The following is a 21,180-nucleotide window of genomic DNA, read 5'->3' as shown; positions in this document are numbered from 1 at the left end:
ATTTTAAAGTTTGATATTGATGCCGGCGGTTACAACCGTTGGATTTGGGTAGCCAAAGCCGGGGCTTTCGGGATCGAGTCCGGTGAATGATTTTGATTTCCAAAGGATGGCCAGGTTATCGCCACCTACATAGAACCGCAGCGATTTCAGCTTAATTTTAGATAAGATGTTTTTGCCAAACGTGTAGCCAATTTGCGCGTTCCTTAATTTAAGGTAAGAGCCATTCTCTACGAAGTAAGTAGAGAACCTTGCCTCGAAATTATTATCTGTAAGCGCGATGGCCGGGATGGTTGAACTGGTGTTTGTTGGCGACCAGGCATTCAGCAGCCGTGCGCCTTTGTTAGACGATGATTCCACCGCGCTCCAAAAATCGGTGTAGTATTTAGCATCGTTACGCACATCAACAGAACCTACGCCCTGCAGCAGGAACGATACATCAAAGTTCTTATAAGCCAGGTTGGCGTTAAAGCCATATGTAAATTTTGGCAACGGGTTGCCTATCCAGGTGCGGTCGTCATCGTTAATCACGCCATCGTTATTGCGGTCGAGGTAACGGATACGGCCGGGGGCAGCACCGTTTTGCGTGGCATGGTTGTTAACTTCTGCCTGGTTTTGGAATAAACCATCGGCAATATAGCCAAAGAACGAGCCATAGGTACGGCCCAATATATTCTGGGTTTTGCCGTCGCCTCCGTAAGCATTTACTACCGATGATGGCAGCTTGGTAACTTTATTGCGGACGATATCGATATTGCCCACCAGTTCGATCCTCAGGTCATTACCGATAGTACTCCTATGTCCCAACGAAAGCTCGAAGCCTTTGTTCTGCATAGATGCGCCGTTTACGTAGGTATTGCCACCCTCGCCCAGCACAGCAATGTATGGCGGCAGCAACAGAATATCTGAGGTGTTTTTGATGTAGTAACTTGCGCTACCGTAAAGTTTTTGGTTGAACATCGAAAAATCCAGGCCAACGTCTGTCATCTGCGTAGCTTCCCATTTCAGGTTAGGGTTTGCATTTTGCGCAAGATAATAGCCTGATGGCAGCACACCGCTTTTGTTGCCATTGATATCGTAAGCGGTAATATTATAGCTGGATAGGTAAATATTGTAGATGGCGTTGTTATTGATTTCCTGGTTGCCGGTTTTACCCCAGCTTGCGCGGAGCTTCAGATCGTCGAACAAAGAGGTGGCTTTTTTGAAGAAAGGTTCTTCGCTAAGCCGCCAACCCGCTGAAAACGCCGGGAATGTACCAAACTTATTATTTGCGCCAAAGCGTGAGGAGCCGTCATAGCGCACCGTGGCAGATACCAGGTACCTGTCCAGGAAAGAATAGTTTGCCTTGCCGATATAGGAGAGCAATACGTTTTTGGCTCCATAGCCGCTGTTATCTTTTATACCGGTACCGGCATCCAAATAAAGGTAGTTCGGGTCTTCCAGCACGAAGCCCTCGCGGGATGCCATGAAGGAGGTGGTTTTATCCACATAGTACTCCGTACCCGCAAATACATCCAGGCGGTGCTTGCCGGTTTCCAACTTGTAATTAAGTGAGTTTGTCCAGGTGGTCTTTACGTTGTGGGTTTGGGTGTTTATCACCTTATTTACATCGTTTTCCAGGTAGCCGCTTACGTATTTTTTTTGCCAGTTACGGGCAGTGTAATCGCCGTAGTCGATGCCGAAGTTTGAGCGGAAGGTTAAGCCTTTATATAATTTAGCTTCGGCAAAAAAGTTACCAAACAGGCGCAGGTAGTCATAACCGTTTTGCTGATTATCTTCCAATACACGCACGGGATTTTGGCGGTCGTTCATACCTTCCACCGGACCGCCCCAGCCTTTACCATCAACCGTATGCACAGGAATAATGGGCAAGGCCTGCAAAGCAGAGTTAATAATATCTGCCGAAACTTCGTGGGTTTTGGTGATGCTTAAGTTTTGCCCAATGGTTACAGCACCCTTAAGCAATTTATAATCAGAATTCAGCCTTGCCGATATCCTGCTGAAACCGGTTGTTTTAACGATGCCTTTATTATCATAATAGCCTAACGATAACAGGTAACGCCCGTTTTCTGTGCCGTTGGATAATTGCAGTTCGTGGTTTTGAATAACACCCAATTGCGATATCTCGTTAAACCAGTTGGTATTCGCCGCTTTAATGGTTTGCGCGCTATTGAGGTATTCGGATACGTACACCTTGTTCAGCACTGGCTGGTTGGTAGATGGGTCTACATTCCAATCGAAGTTATAGTGCAGCCCGTTGCTGTTCGGGTCGAAACCGTTGTTTACATAGGCTTGCCAAAGCACCTTTCCGTAGCCTTCGGCATCCAGCATTTTCAATTTATTTACATAGGTTGATACCGAACCATAAGAGCTTGCGCTTACCTGTGTACCTCCCAATTTACCATGCTTGGTGGTAATAATGATAACGCCATTGGCCGCTCGCGAACCATACACACTAGCAGACGCTGCGTCCTTCAGTATCTGCATCGATTCGATGTCTTCTGAGTTTAATTCGTGCAAAGCAGCCTTAGTAGGCACTCCATCAATAATGTACAATGGATCGTTATTGTTCAGCGTTCCTATACCACGGATGCGAATTGTGGTTGGCGAACTAGGTGCGCCATTACCCGTAATGTAAACACCCGGCACCTGCCCCTGCAAAGCTTTCATCGGGTTGGCTACGGTTTGCTTCTTAAGCTCGTCTACATCAACCACCGCTACAGAGCCGGTGAGATCTTTTTTACGTTCGCTTTGATAGCCCGTAACTACTACTTCATTTAAATCGCGGGTGTTTGTTTGCATTGCAACATCAATTGCATTGCGGTTGCCTACAACTATCTCTTGCGTTACGAAGCCGAGGTAAGAGAATATCAGCACCGGGTTATCGCCTGTTACAGCGATGCTGTATTGGCCGTTTACATTGGCTGCGGTGGCAACGTTACCACCTTTGAGTTTTATGCTCACGCCGGGGAGTAACTCGCCTTTGGCATCGGTTACTTTACCCGTTATGGTTTTATTCTGTGCCCTCGTTATCTGGAAAACAAAGGACAAAGAAAGGATGAGTAGAAAATATTTCAATTTCATTTCCTTTAAAAAGTTAATACTTAAACATTTAGTGGGGCTTGTGCCCGGTTTATAATTTCTGGTAAGAGTAGCCTGGTCAGGGCGAAAAAGTAAACGGTTTCTTCATGGCTTTTAGGGTTTTGGTTTGTATAATTGGTTTATATCTGTGTATCAGCCAATTAACTGACTATTGATTTATGATTTTGGTAGTTGGGGTTCTGGCTAAAGAGTTTTTTCTTCCAGATAAACCTGCTAAGGTCGTACCTCGAATATTCAGGACATGCTCCCGATTGCGAGGTAATGAAGGCTCCCATTGCTACGGCGTAATCAAGCGCCACCTCTACCGGTTCATCGGTAAGCTTCATAGCCAAAAACGCGGCAAGGAAGGCATCGCCGCTGCCGATGGTATCTGCAACGCTTATTTTGTAGGCAGGATAATCGTACCGGTAAGTCGGCGTATAATAACTGGCGCCGGTGCCTCCTTTAGTTATCAATATTTCCTGTACTTCAAATTCGCGGAACAATACTTCAATGCAATCAGCTTCGGTTTGGCAACCGGCATTGTACCATTGAGCTATTTGCAACAATTCGCTGGTGTTTAGCTTCACCATATCGGCGCGTTTGAGCAAATCGGTTACCAGATCTACAGTGTAATGTGGCGCACGTAGGTTTACATCAAAAACGCGATATTTGGCAACATCAAGCAACCTCAGCAATGTTTGGCGACTGACACTGTCCCGCGAGCTTAAACTACCGAATACAAAGGCATCGGCCTTGCTCACCATGTCCGCCAATTGCCGCTGCCAGGTTATTTTATCCCAGGCAACAGGGTAAACTATCTCATACGACACTTCGTTATGATCGTTTATGCTGGCCAATACCTCGCTGGTAGCATATTGCTGACTTATCTGTATGTAGTCTGCAGGCAAGCCAACGGTTTGTAAGAACGCTACAAGGTTGGTGCCGGCCACATCGTCACCAATGCTGCTGATTATCTGGCTGTTGATACCCAGCTTATGCAGATGGTAGGCCACATTCATGGGGGCACCGCCAGGGATGCGGCCGGTTGGTAAAACATCCCATAGCACCTCACCAAAACAAACTACCGATGTGTTTGAATTTCTCATTATCTACTGTATTAATGCATTATCAAATTAGAGCCTATCTGCTCCAGCGATTTGCCCTTGGTTTCGGGCATCATACGCCAAACGAAAATTAATTGCAGTACCATCATGCTACCGAAGAAGAAAAAAGTGGTTGCGCCGCCCAGTTTCTCGGCCAGATACGGGAAGCAAAAGGCAATAAGCGCCGCCATTACCCAATGGGTAGAGCTGCCCAGCGTTTGCCCCTTCGCCCGCATCTCATTAGGGAAGATCTCTGATATAAATACCCAGATAACCGCGCCCTGCGAAAAGGCGAAGAACGCGATGAACACCATCATATAAAGCGGGATGGCAAAGCCGTTGAAAGAGCCTGAGTAAAAAGTAAATGCCACCAAAAATAACGAGGCGATGAGCCCTACCGAACCGATAAGCATCAGCACGCGCCGGCCTACCTTATCAATAATATTAATAGCCAGCAACGTAAATATGAAGTTGATAAGCCCAAGCCCAACTGTAGATAAAAGCGAGGAGTGAGCTCCTAAGCCGGCCATTTCAAATATGCGCGGAGCGTAATAAATGATGGCGTTGATACCCGATACCTGGTTAAAAAAAGCGAACAGAACGGCCAATATCACCGGCGTTTTGTATTGGCCGGAGAATAGGCTGGCGGTTTTGCCGGTATCATTAAGGCTTGAATTTTTTATTGTAACGAGCTCCTCGTCGCAATTAAGCGGGTTTATCACACGCAATATTTCCAGTGCTTTTGCTACTTCGCCTTTTTTAAGGATAAGCCAGCGCGGGCTTTCGGGGATAAAGCGAATGAGTATTAAAAACAGTAAGGACGGGAAAGCCTGTACACCCAGCATCCATCGCCACGAACTTTCGCCGCCCTGGCTGATAAGGTAGTTAGATAGGTACGATATCAAGATACCGAGCACTACGTTGAACTGGAACAGGCCTACCAAACGGCCGCGGCGATCGGCCGGGGAAACTTCTGATATATAAATAGGCGCGGTTACCGATGATACGCCAACACCAAGCCCGCCCAAAAACCTGAACACTAAAAAAATGTACCAGTTATTGGCCAGCCCGGTGCCTATTGATGATAGCAGGTATGCAGCCGCTACAAAGTATAGCGTATTTTTACGGCCGAAAATATCTGAAGGGCGCGCGCCAAATAAAGAGCCTATTACAGTACCTATAAGCGCGATGGAAATAGTAAGGCCATGTTCTACCACGGAAAGGTGCCAGAATTGTTGGATAGATTTTTCTGCGCCTGATATTACTGCAGTATCAAACCCAAACAGGAAGCCACCAAGGGCTACCACCATGGACCAGGCCAGGACGGAATGTTTTCTCATAAAATTTACTAAAGGTGTTATTGGTTTTAACTATCGCAAAGTAGGGCGATATGCCGGGTGGCCGTTATCGGTTTTAGTTCAAAAACGTTTAAATATTCACGCAACTATAATTAGCTGATATTCAGCGGAATAAAATCACAAGTTCCAACATTGATTTCTTTAACCTTTGGTTATGTTACACGCTATCTACAGTTTTGATACATGTTTGATGCAAATTTGAAGATGCCCGGAACCGGCTGTTTGCATTGTAAAATAATTTATTTATACTTTTGATTAACCAATTGCGCAAAACGTGCGCAAACCTGTTGTACCATACATTTCATCTGAAGATAAAAAACGGCTTATGGCTTTTATAAGCAAACTGCGTATTGCAATATTATTATCGGTATTAAGCTTTTTGGCATTATCCGGCTGTAAAAACACCGATAAGGCCTCGCAGTACACCATTGGTTTTTCGCAATGTATTGGATCCGACCTGTGGCGGCGTAATATGCTGGATGAAATGAAAATGGAGCTTTCCCTGCATCCGGGCGCCAACTTTATATATGCCGATGCCGAAGGCAGCAGCAAAAAACAGGTGGAGCAGGTAAAAGCCATGCTGAACGATGGTATAGACCTGCTGGTGATATCGCCCAACGAAGCGCAGCCGCTTACCGGTATAGTAGAGCAGGCCTATAATAAAGGCATCCCGGTTATTGTTATAGATCGTAAAACAGCATCGGCACAGTACACCGCTTATGTAGGTGCCGATAATTACCAGGTGGGTAAACTGGCCGGCGAATACATGCGCACCATATTAAAAGGCAAAGGCAATGTGATAGAAGTAATGGGGCTGCCCGGCTCCTCCCCAGCTATTGAACGCCAGCGCGGATTTTACGATGCCATTAGCCAATATAAGGATATCCACATTACCAAACAGGTTTATGGCGACTGGCTAAAAGAAAATGCTGAGCGGCAACTGATGCAAATACAGCCGGAACTTAAAGATGCTGATGCCCTTTTTGCCCATAACGATGTGATGGCTCTTGGCTCACGCGAGGTGCTGAACAGGCTTCAACTCAGCAAAAACGTAAAAGTATTGGGCATTGATGCCCTGCCGGGTACCGGCGGTGGCCTGCAGATGGTATCGACAGGGATACTTAATGCCAGTGTGGTTTACCCTACGGGCGGAAAAGAGGCTATTATGACAGCCTTCAGGATCCTGAATAAAGAACCCTTCAGCCGGGAAACTATCCTGCAATCGCTGGTGATAGATTCTACTAACGTGCAACTGATGAAACTGCAATGGGGCAAAATCAGCACTCAGCAAAAAGATATTGAGCGGCAACAGGCCCTGCTTGCCGAGCAGCGCGAGATCTACAACAACCAGCAATTGGTGCTCAACATCATTGTAATAACATTGGTGCTTGCCATCGTTTTTGGAGGATTGGCCTTTTATTCCCTCACCGAAAACCGCAAGATCAACAAAAGCCTCGAAGCAAAAAATAACGAGATCTTATTACAAAGGAACCAGTTGATAGATATGTCGGCGCGTGCCGAGGCTGCAACCGAAGCTAAACTAAATTTTTTTACTAATATATCGCATGAGTTCCGCACGCCGTTAACGCTTATCTTATCGCCGGTGGAAGATATGATGCGGAACGAGAAACTGAATACCCCAGCTGGCAAAAACCTATCGCTCATTCAAAAAAACGTATTTAGGCTGTTACGCCTGGTTAACCAACTGATAGATTACCGCAAAATTGAATACGATAAACAGCAGATTAGCGTATCGCGCAACAACCTGGTAGAATTTGCCCGGGATATACTGGATAGCTTTCAGCATAATGCCAAAAAGCGCAACATTAGCCTAAGCCTGCTTACCAAAGAGCCGGTTATGATGGCCTGGTATGATGTTAACCTGCTGGATAAGGTCTTTTTCAACCTTATATCAAACGCGCTTAAATTCACCAATGAAAACGGCCGTATCCAGCTCATCTTATCGCGTAACGACGATACTATAGAGATCGCTGTGCAGGATAATGGTATAGGCATGGAAGCTAATGAGGCAGAGCATGTATTTGAGCAGTTTTACCAGGCGGATAATGGCATGGCAAAAGGATCGGGCCTGGGGCTGGCGTTGGTTAAACAAATTATTGCCCTGCATTTTGGCACTATTACCGTTAACAGCAAAAAATGGCAAGGCACTACGTTCACTATAACCCTTCCTGCAGATAATAAACATAGCGATGTCGCCGTGCAGAAAAGCAAGCCTAATGCAATTTCCGTTGAGGAACGCGCTAAGGTGTACACCGCCGATTTTGATGAGTTGCCTGTTATAACCAACAACGAAGCGCTTAGTTCGCCCAAAGAACATTCGGTATTGATTATAGAAGATAATATTGACCTTCTGCACTACCTGGGCGAAAAACTGGGCAGCGAGTATGAGATATTTATGGCTGATAATGGCACTTTAGGGCTCAACGAGGCATTTCAAAATGTACCCGACCTGATTATTTCAGACGTAGTGATGCCCGGGATATCAGGCAAAGCCATCGCCGAAATGCTAAAAACCGATATGCGTACTTCGCACATTCCAATTATACTGCTTACTGCGCAGGTAAGTGTGGAGCAACAAATAGATGGCATAAAAAGCATGGCTGATGCGTATATGACGAAACCTTTCAACTACGACCATCTGCTGGCCACAATTAAAAACCTGATCCGCAACAGGGTTATCTTAAAGGAACATTTTACAAGCGATGTAAGCCATGGCACCATGCCGGTTTCTAAAACGCTCGACAAGAGATTCCTAAATGATTTCTCGGGCATTGTAGAGCAAAACCTCGGCAACGAAAACTTGAACGTTGACGACATTTGTAAAACGCTGGGTATTTCGCGTGTACAGCTTTATAGAAAAGTGAAAGCACTCCTCGGCTGCAGCATTACCGATTATATTTTGAACCGCCGCCTTAAAAAAGCCAAATACCTGCTCATAAACGAGGGCTATTCCATATCCGAAATCACCTATATGGTGGGTTTTTCCAGCCCTAATTACTTCTCAACGGTATTTAAAGCCAAATACAATTGCACGCCAAGCGAGTTTAAAAAACAGCAGGCATAATTTAACACCTCTAAGTCTATCTCCAAATTCAGTTGTGGTTGATAATTCAAGTAAGTATAGTACAGGTAGTTGTCCAGGTTTTATTTTATGGCTTTAACATTCAAAACAGCCGCGGATAAACCATCTGAACTAACAGTTAATTTAATATCACCGGCATCATGCGAGCTTCTAATTACAACTAAAGCACGCCCTTTCCAAGCCTTGTGAGCGTTGCCAACATATGGGTCGGTATCTTTCAAATCCGCATTGGCAACTCCGGCAATTGTTCCAGGTCCTTCAATTTTAAAGTTTAAGCGGTTTGCGGCATTTGGCTGAAGTGTACCGTCTTTGTCGGTTACCTCTACAGTAACATAAGACAGGTCCTGCCCATCGGCTGTTATCTCTTTCCGATCAACGGTTACCTTGATTTTTGCAGCATTGCCGGCGGTTTGTAAAGCGGTAGTTTCAATTTCCTTACCGTTATCCACACCGATAGCTTTAAGTTGGCCAGGCGCATAAGGTACGGTAAATTCGGCTTTGTATTCCTGGTCTTCAGTTGTTGGCTTCTCGCCAATAAGTTTGTTGTTGAGGTAAAGGCGCACACCGGGATACTTTGAATAAATTTCAACCTTAATAGCTTTTCCTACATATTCCGGCCAGGTCCAGCTTTCCCAGGTAGGCCATACGGACCACCATGTTGTTTTAATCTCTAATGGATCCGGCTCGGGCTCGCGAACAGCCATGTAGAGTTTTTCGGTGTTATTGTATAAAAGGCTACGATAATGCGAAATGGGCTTTCTCCATCCGATCAAATCGATATCGCCACAATAGGCGCCATGCCAGGGAAAAAAATCATGTTCCCAGTGCTCGCCAGGCACATCGCCTGAGTAATACCAACGGCCTATCCCCGATTCGCCAAGATAGTCCATAGCAGTCCAAACAAAATCCCCGATAACATAATTGTTGTTTTTCACCAGCTTCCAATTTGCAAAGGCATCTTTGGGATACGACTCAGTTTGCATAATCATTCGCGAAGGCACCCGCTGATGATCGGCAGACGCACTCCATAAGTGATAATTATAACCTGCAACGTCGTGTGCCGCCATAAGCGAATCAAGCGTTGCCCAATTTTTACCATTATCCACAATTGCGGATGTAACCGGGCGACCGTTGTCTATTTTTTTTATCGCATCGGCAAGCATTTTGGCGGTTTCTACCGCTCCCGGGGTACCGCGCTCCACTATTTCGTTCCCAATGCTCCACATGATAATCGAGGGGTGATTACGATCACGCAAAACCATAGCATCCAGGTCACGTTTCCACCATTGGTTAAAATACTGGGCATAATCTTGTTTGTTTTTGCCCGTTTTCCAACAATCGAACGACTCGTCCACAACCAACAAGCCAAGCCTATCACAAGCATTTAAAAATGCCTCTGAAGGCGGATTATGAGAAGTTCTTACAGCGTTAAATCCTGCTTCTTTGAGTTGCTCTATCTTACGCTCCTCTGCACGGTCGAAAGCGGCGGCGCCCAGGCAACCGTTATCATGGTGGACACAGCCGCCATTCAACTTTACGGTTTTTCCATTAAGCTGGAAACCATCCCCAACTGTGAACTTTATAGAACGTATGCCAAAACTCGTCTCCGTTTCATCAATTACTTTTTTATTTTGCAGCACCTGTACCCTGGCATTGTATAAACCGGGGCTTTCCGGCGTCCATAGCCGGGGATTTGTTACCGTTATAGTTTGGGCAACTTCCTTCTCACTATTAGCGGCCAGATCAACCTTTATCTGACCATTTCCGGCATTTTTAGCATCTGCACCCCTTAACCAGGTGCTTAAAACAATACTCTTAGGCAGATCGGTTTCGTTTTTTACCCGTGTTTTAATTTGAACAGTTGCCTTTTTTGAAGATACAGCGGGAGTTGTAATGGCAACGCCCCATTGGGCTATATGCACAGCTTCGGTAGCGATCATCCAAACGTGACGATAGATCCCCGAACCACTGTACCAGCGGCTGTTTACATGTTGCGAATTATCTACCCGCACTGCTATCACGTTTTCCTTGTTAAAATCCAGATAAGGCGAAAGGTCATAACCGAAGGATGAATAGCCATATGGGTAAATTCCAAGCGATTTCCCATTTATAAACACTTCAGAGTTCATATAAACCCCTTCAAAATAAATGGAGACTTTTTTGCCTTTCCATTCCCCCGGAGCTTTGAAGGTTTTACGATACCAGCCAATACCCGTCGGAAAATATCCGCCGGCACCACCGGTTGGGTTTTTGGGGCTTACTTTACCTTCGATACTCCAATCATGCGGCAGATCAAGGCTTCGCCATGCCTTATCATTAAAATCCCTCGATTTGGCCGAGGCCGTATCTCCCAGGAAGAACTTCCATTGATAATCAAATAATTGCCTCCGTGCCGTTTCACCGGGATTTTGAGCCCGGCACGCGAGGTTACCAACCAAAAACAGAAAGGCTGCAATTATCACTTTAATATAGTGGGTAATAATATAGGTTTTAAGCGGATTCATAGTGGGTACCGGACCAAATGGCTTTGGCGCACTGATTTGAGCGTTGCAAAACAACGTTGGAGATAGAGAGAAAACAATTCCCCCAAAAAAAATTCTATTCATAAAAGTGATATCATTACATTTTTACTTCAATCGTTCGCTTCAGTTGCTGCTGATTACGAAAAATCACTATTTCGGCAGTTTTGCCGCTAACAGAATTCCGGGCTTCCTGCAGATCTTTAAGATTGCTGACCTGTTTGCGATTAAAAGTTAGAATTACATCATTGGCCTGAAGAAATGCTGATGCGGCAGAGCCCGGGGCAACCGAGAGGACTAATACACCTCTTATCCTGTCCATACCTGTTGCAGATTGCTCGCCGGCTGTGGTAAGGTTTTTTACCCTCGCACCCATAAAGTCTGTTATTTCATCTTTGGTTAAATTATTGGTAATTATGGCCGCCGGAAAAATAGGCTTTTTGGCGATCCTCTTCAGCCCCACCGAGACCACACCAAAATTATCCATCGAGAAATTTTTGAAGCCAATCGACAAAGCCGCGGCACCTTGTTTTACCCGAAAATCTCCTTTTTCAGGATTTTCAAAGGTTAACGGCCCGTATGCAGAATGGCTATCTGTTCCGCGTGAACGGGCTTCGGCCAGCGAAGCGGAATCAGGAAAAGCGTTATAGTCAATTTCCCGGCCCCAGTCGGCAATACCGATAGGCAGGTACGCTGCGCCAATAATATTGTGGCGAAATACATCCCCACTGTTTTTAAACCAAACGTGGGGGTGAAAAGTATTATTGACCATGATATTGTTTTCAACAATGCGTTTTACGCCCTCCCGAAGTTTAATACCCCCATTCAAACACAAGTTGTTGTAAATATGATAATTGCTTGATCCATCATCCAGGTCAATATCCCAACCGTGATCGCAGCGGAAGCGGTTGTTACGCAGGACGATCGGCTTCACAACATCGAGGAGCGCCAAGCCGGGGTTTTCGGCAACAATTGAATCAAGCTTCTTTTTATCCGCCTGCCAGTAACGGTCGCGCCCCCAGGAATTGAAGGACCCGTGATCACCTGTTTCCTTAACGGTATTAAAGATGTCGTTATACTCGATCACATAACCTCCCCATGTGCCTTCGCTGACGTTAATGCCTGCACGGGGCAAATCATAAATGGTATTGTGGCTTACCACTATATCGCTACACATTGATAGTTCTACCCCGGCCGATTGTTTTTCTACAAAACCGAGGTTAAACATCAGGTTATCATAAACTTTACAGTCTTTAGGATAATTGTTTGTTTTTGGTCCTGGCGTAAGATCTATTTTCGCAGGTGATATGTACTCATTATATTCAAAACTGGGCGATCGCACCGCAGCCGGGTCGCCTACAAAACAAATGCCGCTTGCGCCAATTTCAGAGATCCTGCACCCGGATACTTCACAGCCCTGGTTGAAGTTGCTGAAAAAAACAGCGTTACCACCCAAATTTTCGAGTACACATTTTTTGAGCCGGCAACGTACCGCGCCTTCATAAAGTACCGCCCCGCCCCGGTAAATTGTCCAGTCGCTGCGCAGCAAGGGCTCCCTGTTTTGCATAAAGGTGCGCACAGTTTGCATTAAGGTAAGAGCGGAGATGGTGATATTTTTTACCGGCTTTTGTTCCGTGCCCCTGAATTCGAATAAATGGGCAAGCTGTGGTGTCTCAAACTTTGCAGTTTTTAAATCGAGACCTGCGGGCGGATAGTAGTATAGGGTTTTCGTTTTCTTATCGTAAAACCATTCGTTAGCGGTATCAAGTTCTTCAAAAACATTCTCTGTATAACGATATTTTTCATGCATGCCCGAGCGCCTGTTATTTTGCCAGCCCCCTTCAAGCACAGGCAGGCCGCTACTGTCTTTCCCTTTAATTTGGTAATGAATATCTCCCCACCGGGCTTCGTGCAATGCATGTACGTATCCTCCTGCGGGCGATGCCCACCTTGCTGCCCGGCCTTTGCTGATGGCATCGGCTGCGGTGCCACCCATGATTTGTGCCGAAGTGTCGTAATTAGGGTAACGGGCCATATGTTGCAGTTCTCCGTTAACAAACAATTCATCAAAAACAAGGTCCTGCGTAATCGTTGCCTGCCATATGCCATTTTTATAGGGGGTCCAGTTCAGGCGGTTAAGCACCATGCCGCCGCTCACCACGGCCTTCTGGTGGTCTGCAATAGTCAAAACCAACGGTCCATTATCTTTCCTCGAGTCGGCAGGGGTAAATATTACCGGTTTACTTACGTGATAGGTACCGCCAAATAACCTGATGAAAACAGCTCCCGGGATTTTTCGCGCCAAAGTCAAAGCGGCGCTTATGGAAGCAACCGGTTTACTCCGTGTACCGGGATTACCATCGTTTCCCCTGGCAGAAACATACAGATTTGTTTGCGCGGATGCGTGCCCCGGCCATAACGAAACAGCAAATAATGCTGCAGCCATAATCGTCCTGATAGTTGCCATTTCGTCTTATCAATATATAAAAAAAACTTCAGCAGGTTCATAACTGTCCCAGGCTAAATGGCCCATCCGTACCACCTTGAACCCGGCGGCCTTCATCAACATGATATCCTTTTTTATTTTTTCCTGATTTTTATCGTCGTGGGGATGATAATTGGTGCCGACGTATAGTGTTTGCGCGCTAACCGACCAGGACGCAAGCAAAATGATTGAAAATATTAAAAGCGTATTGATTCTTTTTTTCATAATCGTGTTTGCGTACGTGAATTAAGACCGTTTGATCAGGTTTACCAGGATAACATCATTTTCCCGTATCTCAACTTCGCTGGAATACTTAGCACCCGGTTTTATTTCAATTTGCCGTATAGCGATGGGAGAGCCGTTTTGTTCTTTTAACGTTCCAACCTGCTGCTTGTTCAGTTGCTTTGGCCGGCCCATATCCACATAACCTGTATAAGCATCGTTCACCCGGTAGCCTACTTTATAAATTTGCATAGTGTACTTTCCGGCAGGCATATGAGATAAATTTATTTTCACTTTGCCTTTTGGCCTGGCGGGCAGATCTTTGATATAATAAGCCTGATTATTGACAGAATCCGGTAAAGTATAGGTATAGTCCCACAGCAATAGCTGGATGCCTCCTTTATCATTTTTGCAAGCCCATGAACGGGTATCGGTATTGGTTAATTCCGTTCTACCGAGTTTATTCATAAATTGATATGCATAGAAAGCCGGCTTGTTTATCCCTTGTATATTGAGTAAACCGAAACCTCCATGAAAAGGTGTAAATCGTGGGCCGGGCTCTTCAAATACATCGGTAAAAACCCAGTACGACATGGAGTTGGCCGCATTACCAACTTGTTTTATTTTCTCCAGAATATAAGCTGCTTCGTGATAACTATCATGTATGGGGTCGGCCGGTGTGTAGGACGCACTCCATTCTGTATAATGCAGCTCCAGGCCGGGTATGGCCGATTGGGCAATTTGCTTACGGGTATTCAACACATCGCCACTTACCGACATCGAATCTTTGCTTAATACGGTGCCCGAATTGCCATATTCATCCAAAAAGCCCTGATTAACGCCATAAGAATGGGTACTGACGAAATCGATAGGGATATTGTTTTTGCTGCAATGAGCTATCATCTCCGGAACCCATGCTGCTCCTGCGGTGGCTGGACCACCAACCTTATATGCCGGGTTTACGCCTTTAACTGCCTTTGCCGTATAATCGTACAGCTTGAAATAATCCGCCTGGGTGCCTGTCCAAAATCCGGGGGATAAATTAGGCTCGTTCCATACTTCAAAATACCAGGATTTAACCTCTTCGGCACCATACCGTTCTGTAAAATGCTGAACAAGGTTGCTAATGAGTGCCTGCCATTTGTTATAGTCTTTTGGCGGGGTAACATTGCCGCGCCACCAAAAAATTGTTTGGTTGCCGCTTGCCAGGGCATTAGGCATAAAACCCAGCTCTACAAAAGGTTTCATCCCAATTTTATGCAGAAAATCAAAAAGCGCATCTACATACATATAATTATACTGCGGAACTCCCTTTGAGTCTTCCGTGTACACGGCCATATCATCGGTAAGCAGTCCATGCATCCGTATATACTGAAAGCCGCATTGCGTTCTTGCGTATGCCAATTGTTGTTGCCAATCGGCACGCAGCCCTTCGTTTGCCCGGCCTGCACCTATGCAGGTATTGAACATGGGATTAAGCTTGCCCGATACTTTGTTCAAATCCACATTGATAACGCGTTGGCCATATACATTTGCAAAAAAAGCAAATTGTGAAAGCACCAATACCCAAATTATTTTCTTCATTTTCTTTATCAATTCTTTATAAAATTATTCCGTCCACACGAGCACGCCCGCTGGTTTTAGTGTCTTTTCCCCGATTAAAACTTTTGCATTTCCCGGTAGGTTCACGGTATAATCCTCTGATGAATAATTTAGCGCCGTATAAAAACCATCGCGCCAATACACAAAAACGCCGGGAGGATAGTCTTCCGTTGTAGCGCCGGCATCGCTATAAATCTGCCTCAACAGATCCTTTTCCAATTTAGAATCATCGGTATCTACGCCGATATAGGTTACATCGCCTTTGCCTATCCTGTGTTTTACCACGGCAGCTTTTCCTTTGTAGAACTGATTATCATAAGTGGCCAGCACCTCTGTTGAACTATTGGGAACAAGTAAATCTGCCCAACTATGCCATGGATAATGATTCGAATTCATCAATAGATCGCCTTTACCATATGATGAAAGCATATCCGTTTGGCCGATATGGGCGCCTATCAGGTTTGAAATTGGCATAGCTGCCTCTCCTTCCCAAAAATGACCTCTGCGATCTTTAGTACCGGTGCGGCAGGTAACAACCAGGTGGCCACCTTTTGCTACATAGTCGTTCCATTTTTTTACCAGCGCAGAATCAACCATTTCATAGGCGGGCACGATTACAACCTTATACTTTGACAAATCGGCCGTTTCCTCTATTACATCCACAGGGGCTCCTAACGACCTTGCAGTCTTAAGGAATTTTAGCGGGTAATCCCAAGTATTCCACTGCTGTGTTTGCCTTTGCCTGTCGATGCTCCAGTAATTTTCCAGGTTCCATAGCAGCGCTGTAGACCGCGCGGCGAGCTTCGCAGGTGTTTTGGCACCTGCTGTAAATTTCTTCCGCAGTTCTGTTATTTCTTTCATAAACTGCATATAGTCTTTACCGCCCTGCGAGGGTGTTACGCCATCTGTTTGTATCACACCCGAATGATATTGCTCTGCACCATATAAAATTTGACGAAAGCGGTAAGAACAAGCAATCTTTCCTCCGGCAGCAAAACTATGGTACAGCCATAAGCGAACGGTACCCGGCAAAAGCAGGGGGTTGTAGCTTCCCCAATTAACGGGCCCGGGCTGAATCTCCATAACCCCGGAAACACCACCCACAGATTTGTAATATTCTGAAGCAAAAAGGACCAAATCCGGGTTACCTAAACGAAAACCCGATTGGCCAATATTATCGGCGCCTCCGTTTGGATATGCCGTATAGGTCGCAAAATCCAGTTTCCCCGTACGGTTAGGGTCCGAACCTGTACAAACGGCAGTATAATTGGTAGTAATAAATTGTGCTTTTGAAATAGAACTGTGTAAAACGCCTGCCTGAAAATCAAGAAATTCGGCCTGTGTGTCTGCTGAATATCTTTTAAAATCAAGCAAAGCATGAGGATTGTTGCCCCACCAGCCTACCAGATTCGTATTCGGGATAATCACCTGATCAAAATTATTAAACCACTGGCTCCAGAAGGCTGCACCCCAGGCTGTATTTAAGGCGTCAATTGTTTTGTATTTATTTTTCAACCAGGTTCTGAATGCTTCCTGCGACGAGGGACTATAATCGGAATTGGCGCCGGGCTCATTGTCTATTTGCCACCCAATTACGTTGCTGTTTTGCCCATATCGTTTAGCCATTTCCGCTACTATTCTTTTCACATAGCCACGAAATTTGGGGTTGACCATGGACTCCAGTCCGCGCGTGCCGTTCTCTGCGCGGATATAATGGCCGTCCATAATAAATGTCTCCGGGTAATTTATCCGCATCCAAGTTGGGGTGGTTGCCGAAGGTGTGCATAGCAATACTTTTACATGATATTTTGCGCACAGGTTGAGCACTTTGTCGAGCCAGGCAAAATCGAACTTACCTTCTTCGGGCTCCATTTTAAACCAGGCAAACTCGGCCAGGTGAACAAACTCGAAACCCATTTCCGATATCTTTTTAATATCCCTGTCCCATTGGGCTTCATCCCAATGTTCGGGGTAGTAATAGATACCGGTTGTTACCAAATCTTTTTCTGGGAAAAAATGATTGGCTTGCTGTGCCTTTAAAATGGCCGGGGAAATTAAGAGGCCTAATAATAATATCGTTATAAATTTTCGCGTCTGTCGATGCCGCATAGCTGTAGAAGATGTTATAGGTTGTTTCACAATAATTTTTTAGTCAGAATTATCAATAATCGATATATATATGTGGGTCGAGATTGTGGGCAAATCTTCATAAAAAAATCGATGTTATTAAATCACCGGTAACAAGATGCTTTGCGCTCTCTGTCTCATATGCATAGGAACCGGGTATAATAATTGGTTGCTCAAAGAAAGTAGCTTTTAATGTTTACGAGAAAATGTAATTATCAATTTATTAAGGAATTTTATCATTTAATATTATAGTTTCGATTTTTAAGGAACATTTATTGAAATGCAACCCCAACTGCTTAAAGTTCCGTACGAGCCAGATCAATCTAGCCGCAAGCTGAGCAGCGTTACTGCTCATACCTGTGGCATCGAGGGGGTGAAGTATTATAAGTGGGATAGATGTTAGCTTCTTGCGACACCTTTACCCTTCTAGTTTGCCCATTTGGAAGAATTGATCCCTAAGAACTCGGTGCGGCTTGATCCTGTGCTGTTTTCAGACAACGTTGTTAAATGAATAACAGCACTGCCACTACTTCCTGCTGTGGCACTCAATACTTCCTACCTGAATTCCAGGGATGCGGCAGTTTACGTGCCTGGCACAAGCGCGGCTAATCGTTGTTAATCGTTTACTGCGTACGTCGACCTGTCGATGATTGACCCGGTGTCCCAAAGAAACGAAAGGATGCCCGTTTGCCAATGCCCGGTGGGTAACGTAACTATACCAGTACGCCCTGGAAGCTGTATTGGTGTATTAGTATTATAATTTCACCACTACCGCGCTTCCGTTATATACTACACTTTTATCAGTTTTGGCAGTTTCCAGCGGCCCTGATCCATGCTTGCCTTTAACCAAAACAACGTTGAAAGTACGTTGCTTTAATGCACCCGGGAATTTGCCTTTAGTGTCGGAAATACTTAGTTTTTTCTGTTTGTCGTTCCAGGTTAATGAAAAAGTACTATACATCCCTTTTTCATAGTTGTAGTTATCATTTTCGTCTTCATAAAAAGTAAATTGCCCATCAGCACCCGGGTAAATACGCAATTCGATAGCTTTATTTTTTGTTTGGGTAGCATATTCAACTTCGGGGCCCATAGGAACGATAGAGCCGGCGCGCACATACAATGGCATCAGGCCAATCGGTGCGCCTGCATTGATATTCCTGCCTGCGGATAGCCTTTCGCCCGTCCAGAAATCATACCACAGGCCTGCGCCCGGTAAGTAAACATTCCTTGCCGTGTCACCTTTGCCGGTAACCGGATTCACTAGAAATGCCGGCCCGAACATATATTGGTCAGGTATTTTGTAAACATTCGCATCCGTGCGGAAATCAAATGCGAGCGAACGCATCATGGTATAATTTTCCAGGGTGGTTTTTGCTCCAAGGGAATATACGTATGGAAGCAGGCGATAACGAAGTTTATCGAATTTCATTAGTATAGAGCGGGTATCCTCATCCCAGTTTTTTGAGAATATGGCCCGCTCGCCTTTGCCGTGGATGCGCATAATTGGGCAAAAAGTACCGAACTGGAACCAGCGCGTAAACAGTTCCCTGAATTCCGGTTTCGACCAATCCGGCGCGGTCCAGTTGTAATGATATCCACCGATGTCCGATGTCCAGTAGGGAATACCGGACGTGGCGGTATTGATTCCCTGGGGTACCTGTACTTTAAAAGCTTCAAAAGAACAGGAAATATCAGATGACCAAAGCGTGCCTGCATTCCGCTGTTCGCCCGCGAAGGATTGGCGGAGTAAGAAAAATGCCCTTTTGTTGGGAATATCCCTGCGCCAGCCTTTGTATAAGCCGGTAGAATGCTGCAAAGAGTAGGTATTAAAATAATCGATGCCTTTACCTGTCCAGAAATCACTTTTGCGCCGCTCATCTAACAATGCGCCATTATCAGGCTCACATTGGTCAACCCACCATGCATCCCAGCCGTATCTTTTAACGAGACTGTCGCGGGCCATATCCCAGTATAGTTCGCGTGCTTTGGGGTTATGGGCATCATAATAGGTATCGAAGGTGTGCGTAACAACATTGTCCCAGGTAATACTGGTTAAGCCGCCGGATTTTTTCAGGGTGTCGAAATCCCTCGTGCCCTTGCCAAATACAGGCCAAATCGATATCATGCCATGGATGTTTGCTTTATGCAATTCGTCAACCATTTTTTTGGGATCTGGATAACGGGCCGGGTTCATTACGTGTACCCCGATAGGGAATGGATCCCAATAATACCAGTCTTGCACAATAACATCTACGGGGATATGATTACTTCGGTATTTATCTTTAACAGAAAGCACTTCGTCCTGGCTCAAATACCTGTCCTGCGATTGAAACAATCCAAATGCCCATTTAGGAAACATTGGGGCCTTGCCGGTAGCAATACGATACGAGTTGATGATCTGATCGAAACCGGGGCCGTAGAAAAAGTAATAATCCACCTCTTTCCCGCTTTCGGATACATATTTGAATTTGGTATTGCCATCCTCGCCGCCGTAAAAGTTGGATGCCGAATAATTATCCCACATCAGGCCATAGCCCCTTGTAGATAGCAAAACGGGTATCGCGCCAGTCAAATACTTTATGGCCATATCCTGGTTTCGGCCTTTGTAGTTGATTGCGCCCGTGTCAACGGGGTGGCAGCCCAGCCCAAAAAGCGCTTCGTTTTTAGGCGAATTGAACCGGGTGCTTATATTCCAGGTGTCTATACCGGCAATAGTAGCCGGTGTAATGCTCTTCTCATCCTCAGAAGTAATCTCCTTGCCGTTAAGGTCGGCATAGGTTAAGGCATTGGTGGCTTTGTTAATTAGTACTTTTAACCTGGCAGTTGTGATAATAACCTGATTTTTATTTTCACGCACATCAAAAATGGCCTGTCCCCATTTTTTATTAACAATGAGTGAGGATTTGGTGCTGAAACTGGCAAACGTGGTGTATTTAACTTCAATGATATCATCCTTACAAACGGCGATGTACATTAAGCCTTTATCCAGCTTAAGTAGCAATCCCCTGGCATCTTTTTTATACGATATAACAGTGGCGTTAGCAGATACGCTTATGCAAAGCAAAATCAGGGGAATTATCAGTTTGCAGCAGACCTGCTTCAACACTTGTGTTTTATTCAACATGAATATAGGTTTATCTAATGGGTAACAAATTACATTGGTTGCCGGATATAAAATGATAGCTAACAAAGCAGCCCCCGCATGAATGCCGGTGCTTTCGCTTCCCATCCGGAGACAAAGAAACTACTATCTCTTTTTTAAAAGCTATCAGGTTTATTGATCGGGCTGGCCAAAAGTATAGATGGGAAAGATGAACGAACGGGTACAAAAGTGAATAAATAGGGCACGAAATGTTCAATTGACAAAATTTTTCGCGGTCCACACCATCAGATGTGGCACTTAATATTACAGCCTAACGCTTGGGACGGGCATCTACAATTTGAAGAAGAGTGCCTGATTGCGGTTGGTTCAACATGGTTCGTTTTTTTAGGCGAATGACCTGAAAATAATTCTTTGAATAGCGTATATAGTTAATTTTAAAGATAAAGGGCCCGCGACATTACTGCCGCGGGCCGCTTA

At 45.2% G+C, this 21,180-nt stretch carries 11 protein-coding genes; 2 read left to right on the top strand and 9 right to left on the bottom strand.

Annotated elements, in window-relative coordinates:
• Positions 1 to 3 precede the first annotated feature (3 nt).
• The 3 genes from AC1DYT_RS02750 to AC1DYT_RS02740 form a co-directional block, all read right to left on the bottom strand.
• Complete coding sequence (locus AC1DYT_RS02750) at positions 4 to 3,081, bottom strand: SusC/RagA family TonB-linked outer membrane protein (RefSeq protein WP_477468122.1); 3,078 nt, start codon at positions 3,079 to 3,081, stop codon at positions 4 to 6.
• A gap of 158 nt (positions 3,082 to 3,239) precedes the next feature.
• A complete protein-coding gene (locus AC1DYT_RS02745) occupies positions 3,240 to 4,187 on the bottom strand; it encodes a carbohydrate kinase family protein (RefSeq protein WP_477468121.1) in 948 nt (315 codons plus the stop codon).
• Positions 4,188 to 4,198: 11 nt separating this feature from the next.
• Positions 4,199 to 5,524, bottom strand: a complete 1,326-nt coding sequence (locus tag AC1DYT_RS02740) for a sugar porter family MFS transporter (RefSeq protein ID WP_477468120.1) — start codon at positions 5,522 to 5,524, stop codon at positions 4,199 to 4,201.
• Positions 5,525 to 5,867: 343 nt separating this feature from the next.
• On the opposite strand from AC1DYT_RS02740, the gene AC1DYT_RS02735 reads away from it, so the two are divergent.
• Positions 5,868 to 8,627, top strand: coding sequence for a substrate-binding domain-containing protein (locus AC1DYT_RS02735; protein ID WP_477468119.1), 2,760 nt, complete (start codon positions 5,868 to 5,870; stop codon positions 8,625 to 8,627).
• Between the two features lie 80 nt (positions 8,628 to 8,707).
• Here AC1DYT_RS02735 and AC1DYT_RS02730 read toward each other — a convergent pair whose 3' ends face one another.
• The 6 genes from AC1DYT_RS02730 to AC1DYT_RS02705 all read right to left on the bottom strand — a co-directional run bounded on the left by AC1DYT_RS02730 (position 8,708) and on the right by AC1DYT_RS02705 (position 20,574).
• A complete protein-coding gene (locus AC1DYT_RS02730; protein ID WP_477468118.1) occupies positions 8,708 to 11,149 on the bottom strand; it encodes a glycoside hydrolase family 2 TIM barrel-domain containing protein in 2,442 nt (813 codons plus the stop codon).
• A gap of 115 nt (positions 11,150 to 11,264) precedes the next feature.
• Positions 11,265 to 13,631 carry a right-handed parallel beta-helix repeat-containing protein gene (locus tag AC1DYT_RS02725; protein WP_477468117.1) on the bottom strand — a complete coding sequence of 789 codons (2,367 nt, stop codon included), beginning with the start codon at positions 13,629 to 13,631 and terminating at the stop codon, positions 11,265 to 11,267.
• A 9-nt stretch (positions 13,632 to 13,640) separates the two neighbouring features.
• On the bottom strand, positions 13,641 to 13,874 hold the full coding sequence (locus tag AC1DYT_RS02720) for a beta-galactosidase (RefSeq protein ID WP_477468116.1): 234 nt from the start codon (positions 13,872 to 13,874) through the stop codon (positions 13,641 to 13,643).
• Positions 13,875 to 13,895: 21 nt separating this feature from the next.
• Positions 13,896 to 15,455, bottom strand: a complete 1,560-nt coding sequence (locus AC1DYT_RS02715; RefSeq protein WP_477468115.1) for a GH39 family glycosyl hydrolase — start codon at positions 15,453 to 15,455, stop codon at positions 13,896 to 13,898.
• Between the two features lie 24 nt (positions 15,456 to 15,479).
• Positions 15,480 to 17,471, bottom strand: a complete 1,992-nt coding sequence (locus AC1DYT_RS02710; protein ID WP_477468114.1) for a beta-galactosidase — start codon at positions 17,469 to 17,471, stop codon at positions 15,480 to 15,482.
• A gap of 883 nt (positions 17,472 to 18,354) precedes the next feature.
• On the bottom strand, positions 18,355 to 20,574 hold the full coding sequence (locus AC1DYT_RS02705) for a glycoside hydrolase family 31 protein (protein ID WP_477468469.1): 2,220 nt from the start codon (positions 20,572 to 20,574) through the stop codon (positions 18,355 to 18,357).
• A 36-nt stretch (positions 20,575 to 20,610) separates the two neighbouring features.
• Between AC1DYT_RS02705 and AC1DYT_RS02700 the strand changes: the two genes are divergently transcribed.
• Positions 20,611 to 20,742, top strand: a complete 132-nt coding sequence (locus AC1DYT_RS02700) for a tetratricopeptide repeat protein (RefSeq protein WP_477468468.1) — start codon at positions 20,611 to 20,613, stop codon at positions 20,740 to 20,742.
• Positions 20,743 to 21,180: the final 438 nt, after the last annotated feature.

It is taken from the genome of Mucilaginibacter sp. P1_D10 (assembly GCF_056406215.1).
The sequence above is the reverse complement of the archived record's forward strand: the minus strand, read 5'-3'. Positions and strand labels throughout refer to the sequence as shown.

Coding starts and splice junctions, on each gene's coding strand:
- AC1DYT_RS02745 (WP_477468121.1), bottom strand. CDS start 4,187: ATGAGAAATTCAAACACATCGGTAGTTTGTTTTGGTGAGGTGCTATGG.
- AC1DYT_RS02705 (WP_477468469.1), bottom strand. CDS start 20,574: ATGTACATCGCCGTTTGTAAGGATGATATCATTGAAGTTAAATACACC.
- AC1DYT_RS02725 (WP_477468117.1), bottom strand. CDS start 13,631: ATGGCAACTATCAGGACGATTATGGCTGCAGCATTATTTGCTGTTTCG.
- AC1DYT_RS02720 (WP_477468116.1), bottom strand. CDS start 13,874: ATGAAAAAAAGAATCAATACGCTTTTAATATTTTCAATCATTTTGCTT.
- AC1DYT_RS02730 (WP_477468118.1), bottom strand. CDS start 11,149: ATGAATCCGCTTAAAACCTATATTATTACCCACTATATTAAAGTGATA.
- AC1DYT_RS02735 (WP_477468119.1), top strand. CDS start 5,868: ATGGCTTTTATAAGCAAACTGCGTATTGCAATATTATTATCGGTATTA.
- AC1DYT_RS02740 (WP_477468120.1), bottom strand. CDS start 5,524: ATGAGAAAACATTCCGTCCTGGCCTGGTCCATGGTGGTAGCCCTTGGT.
- AC1DYT_RS02715 (WP_477468115.1), bottom strand. CDS start 15,455: ATGAAGAAAATAATTTGGGTATTGGTGCTTTCACAATTTGCTTTTTTT.
- AC1DYT_RS02750 (WP_477468122.1), bottom strand. CDS start 3,081: ATGAAATTGAAATATTTTCTACTCATCCTTTCTTTGTCCTTTGTTTTC.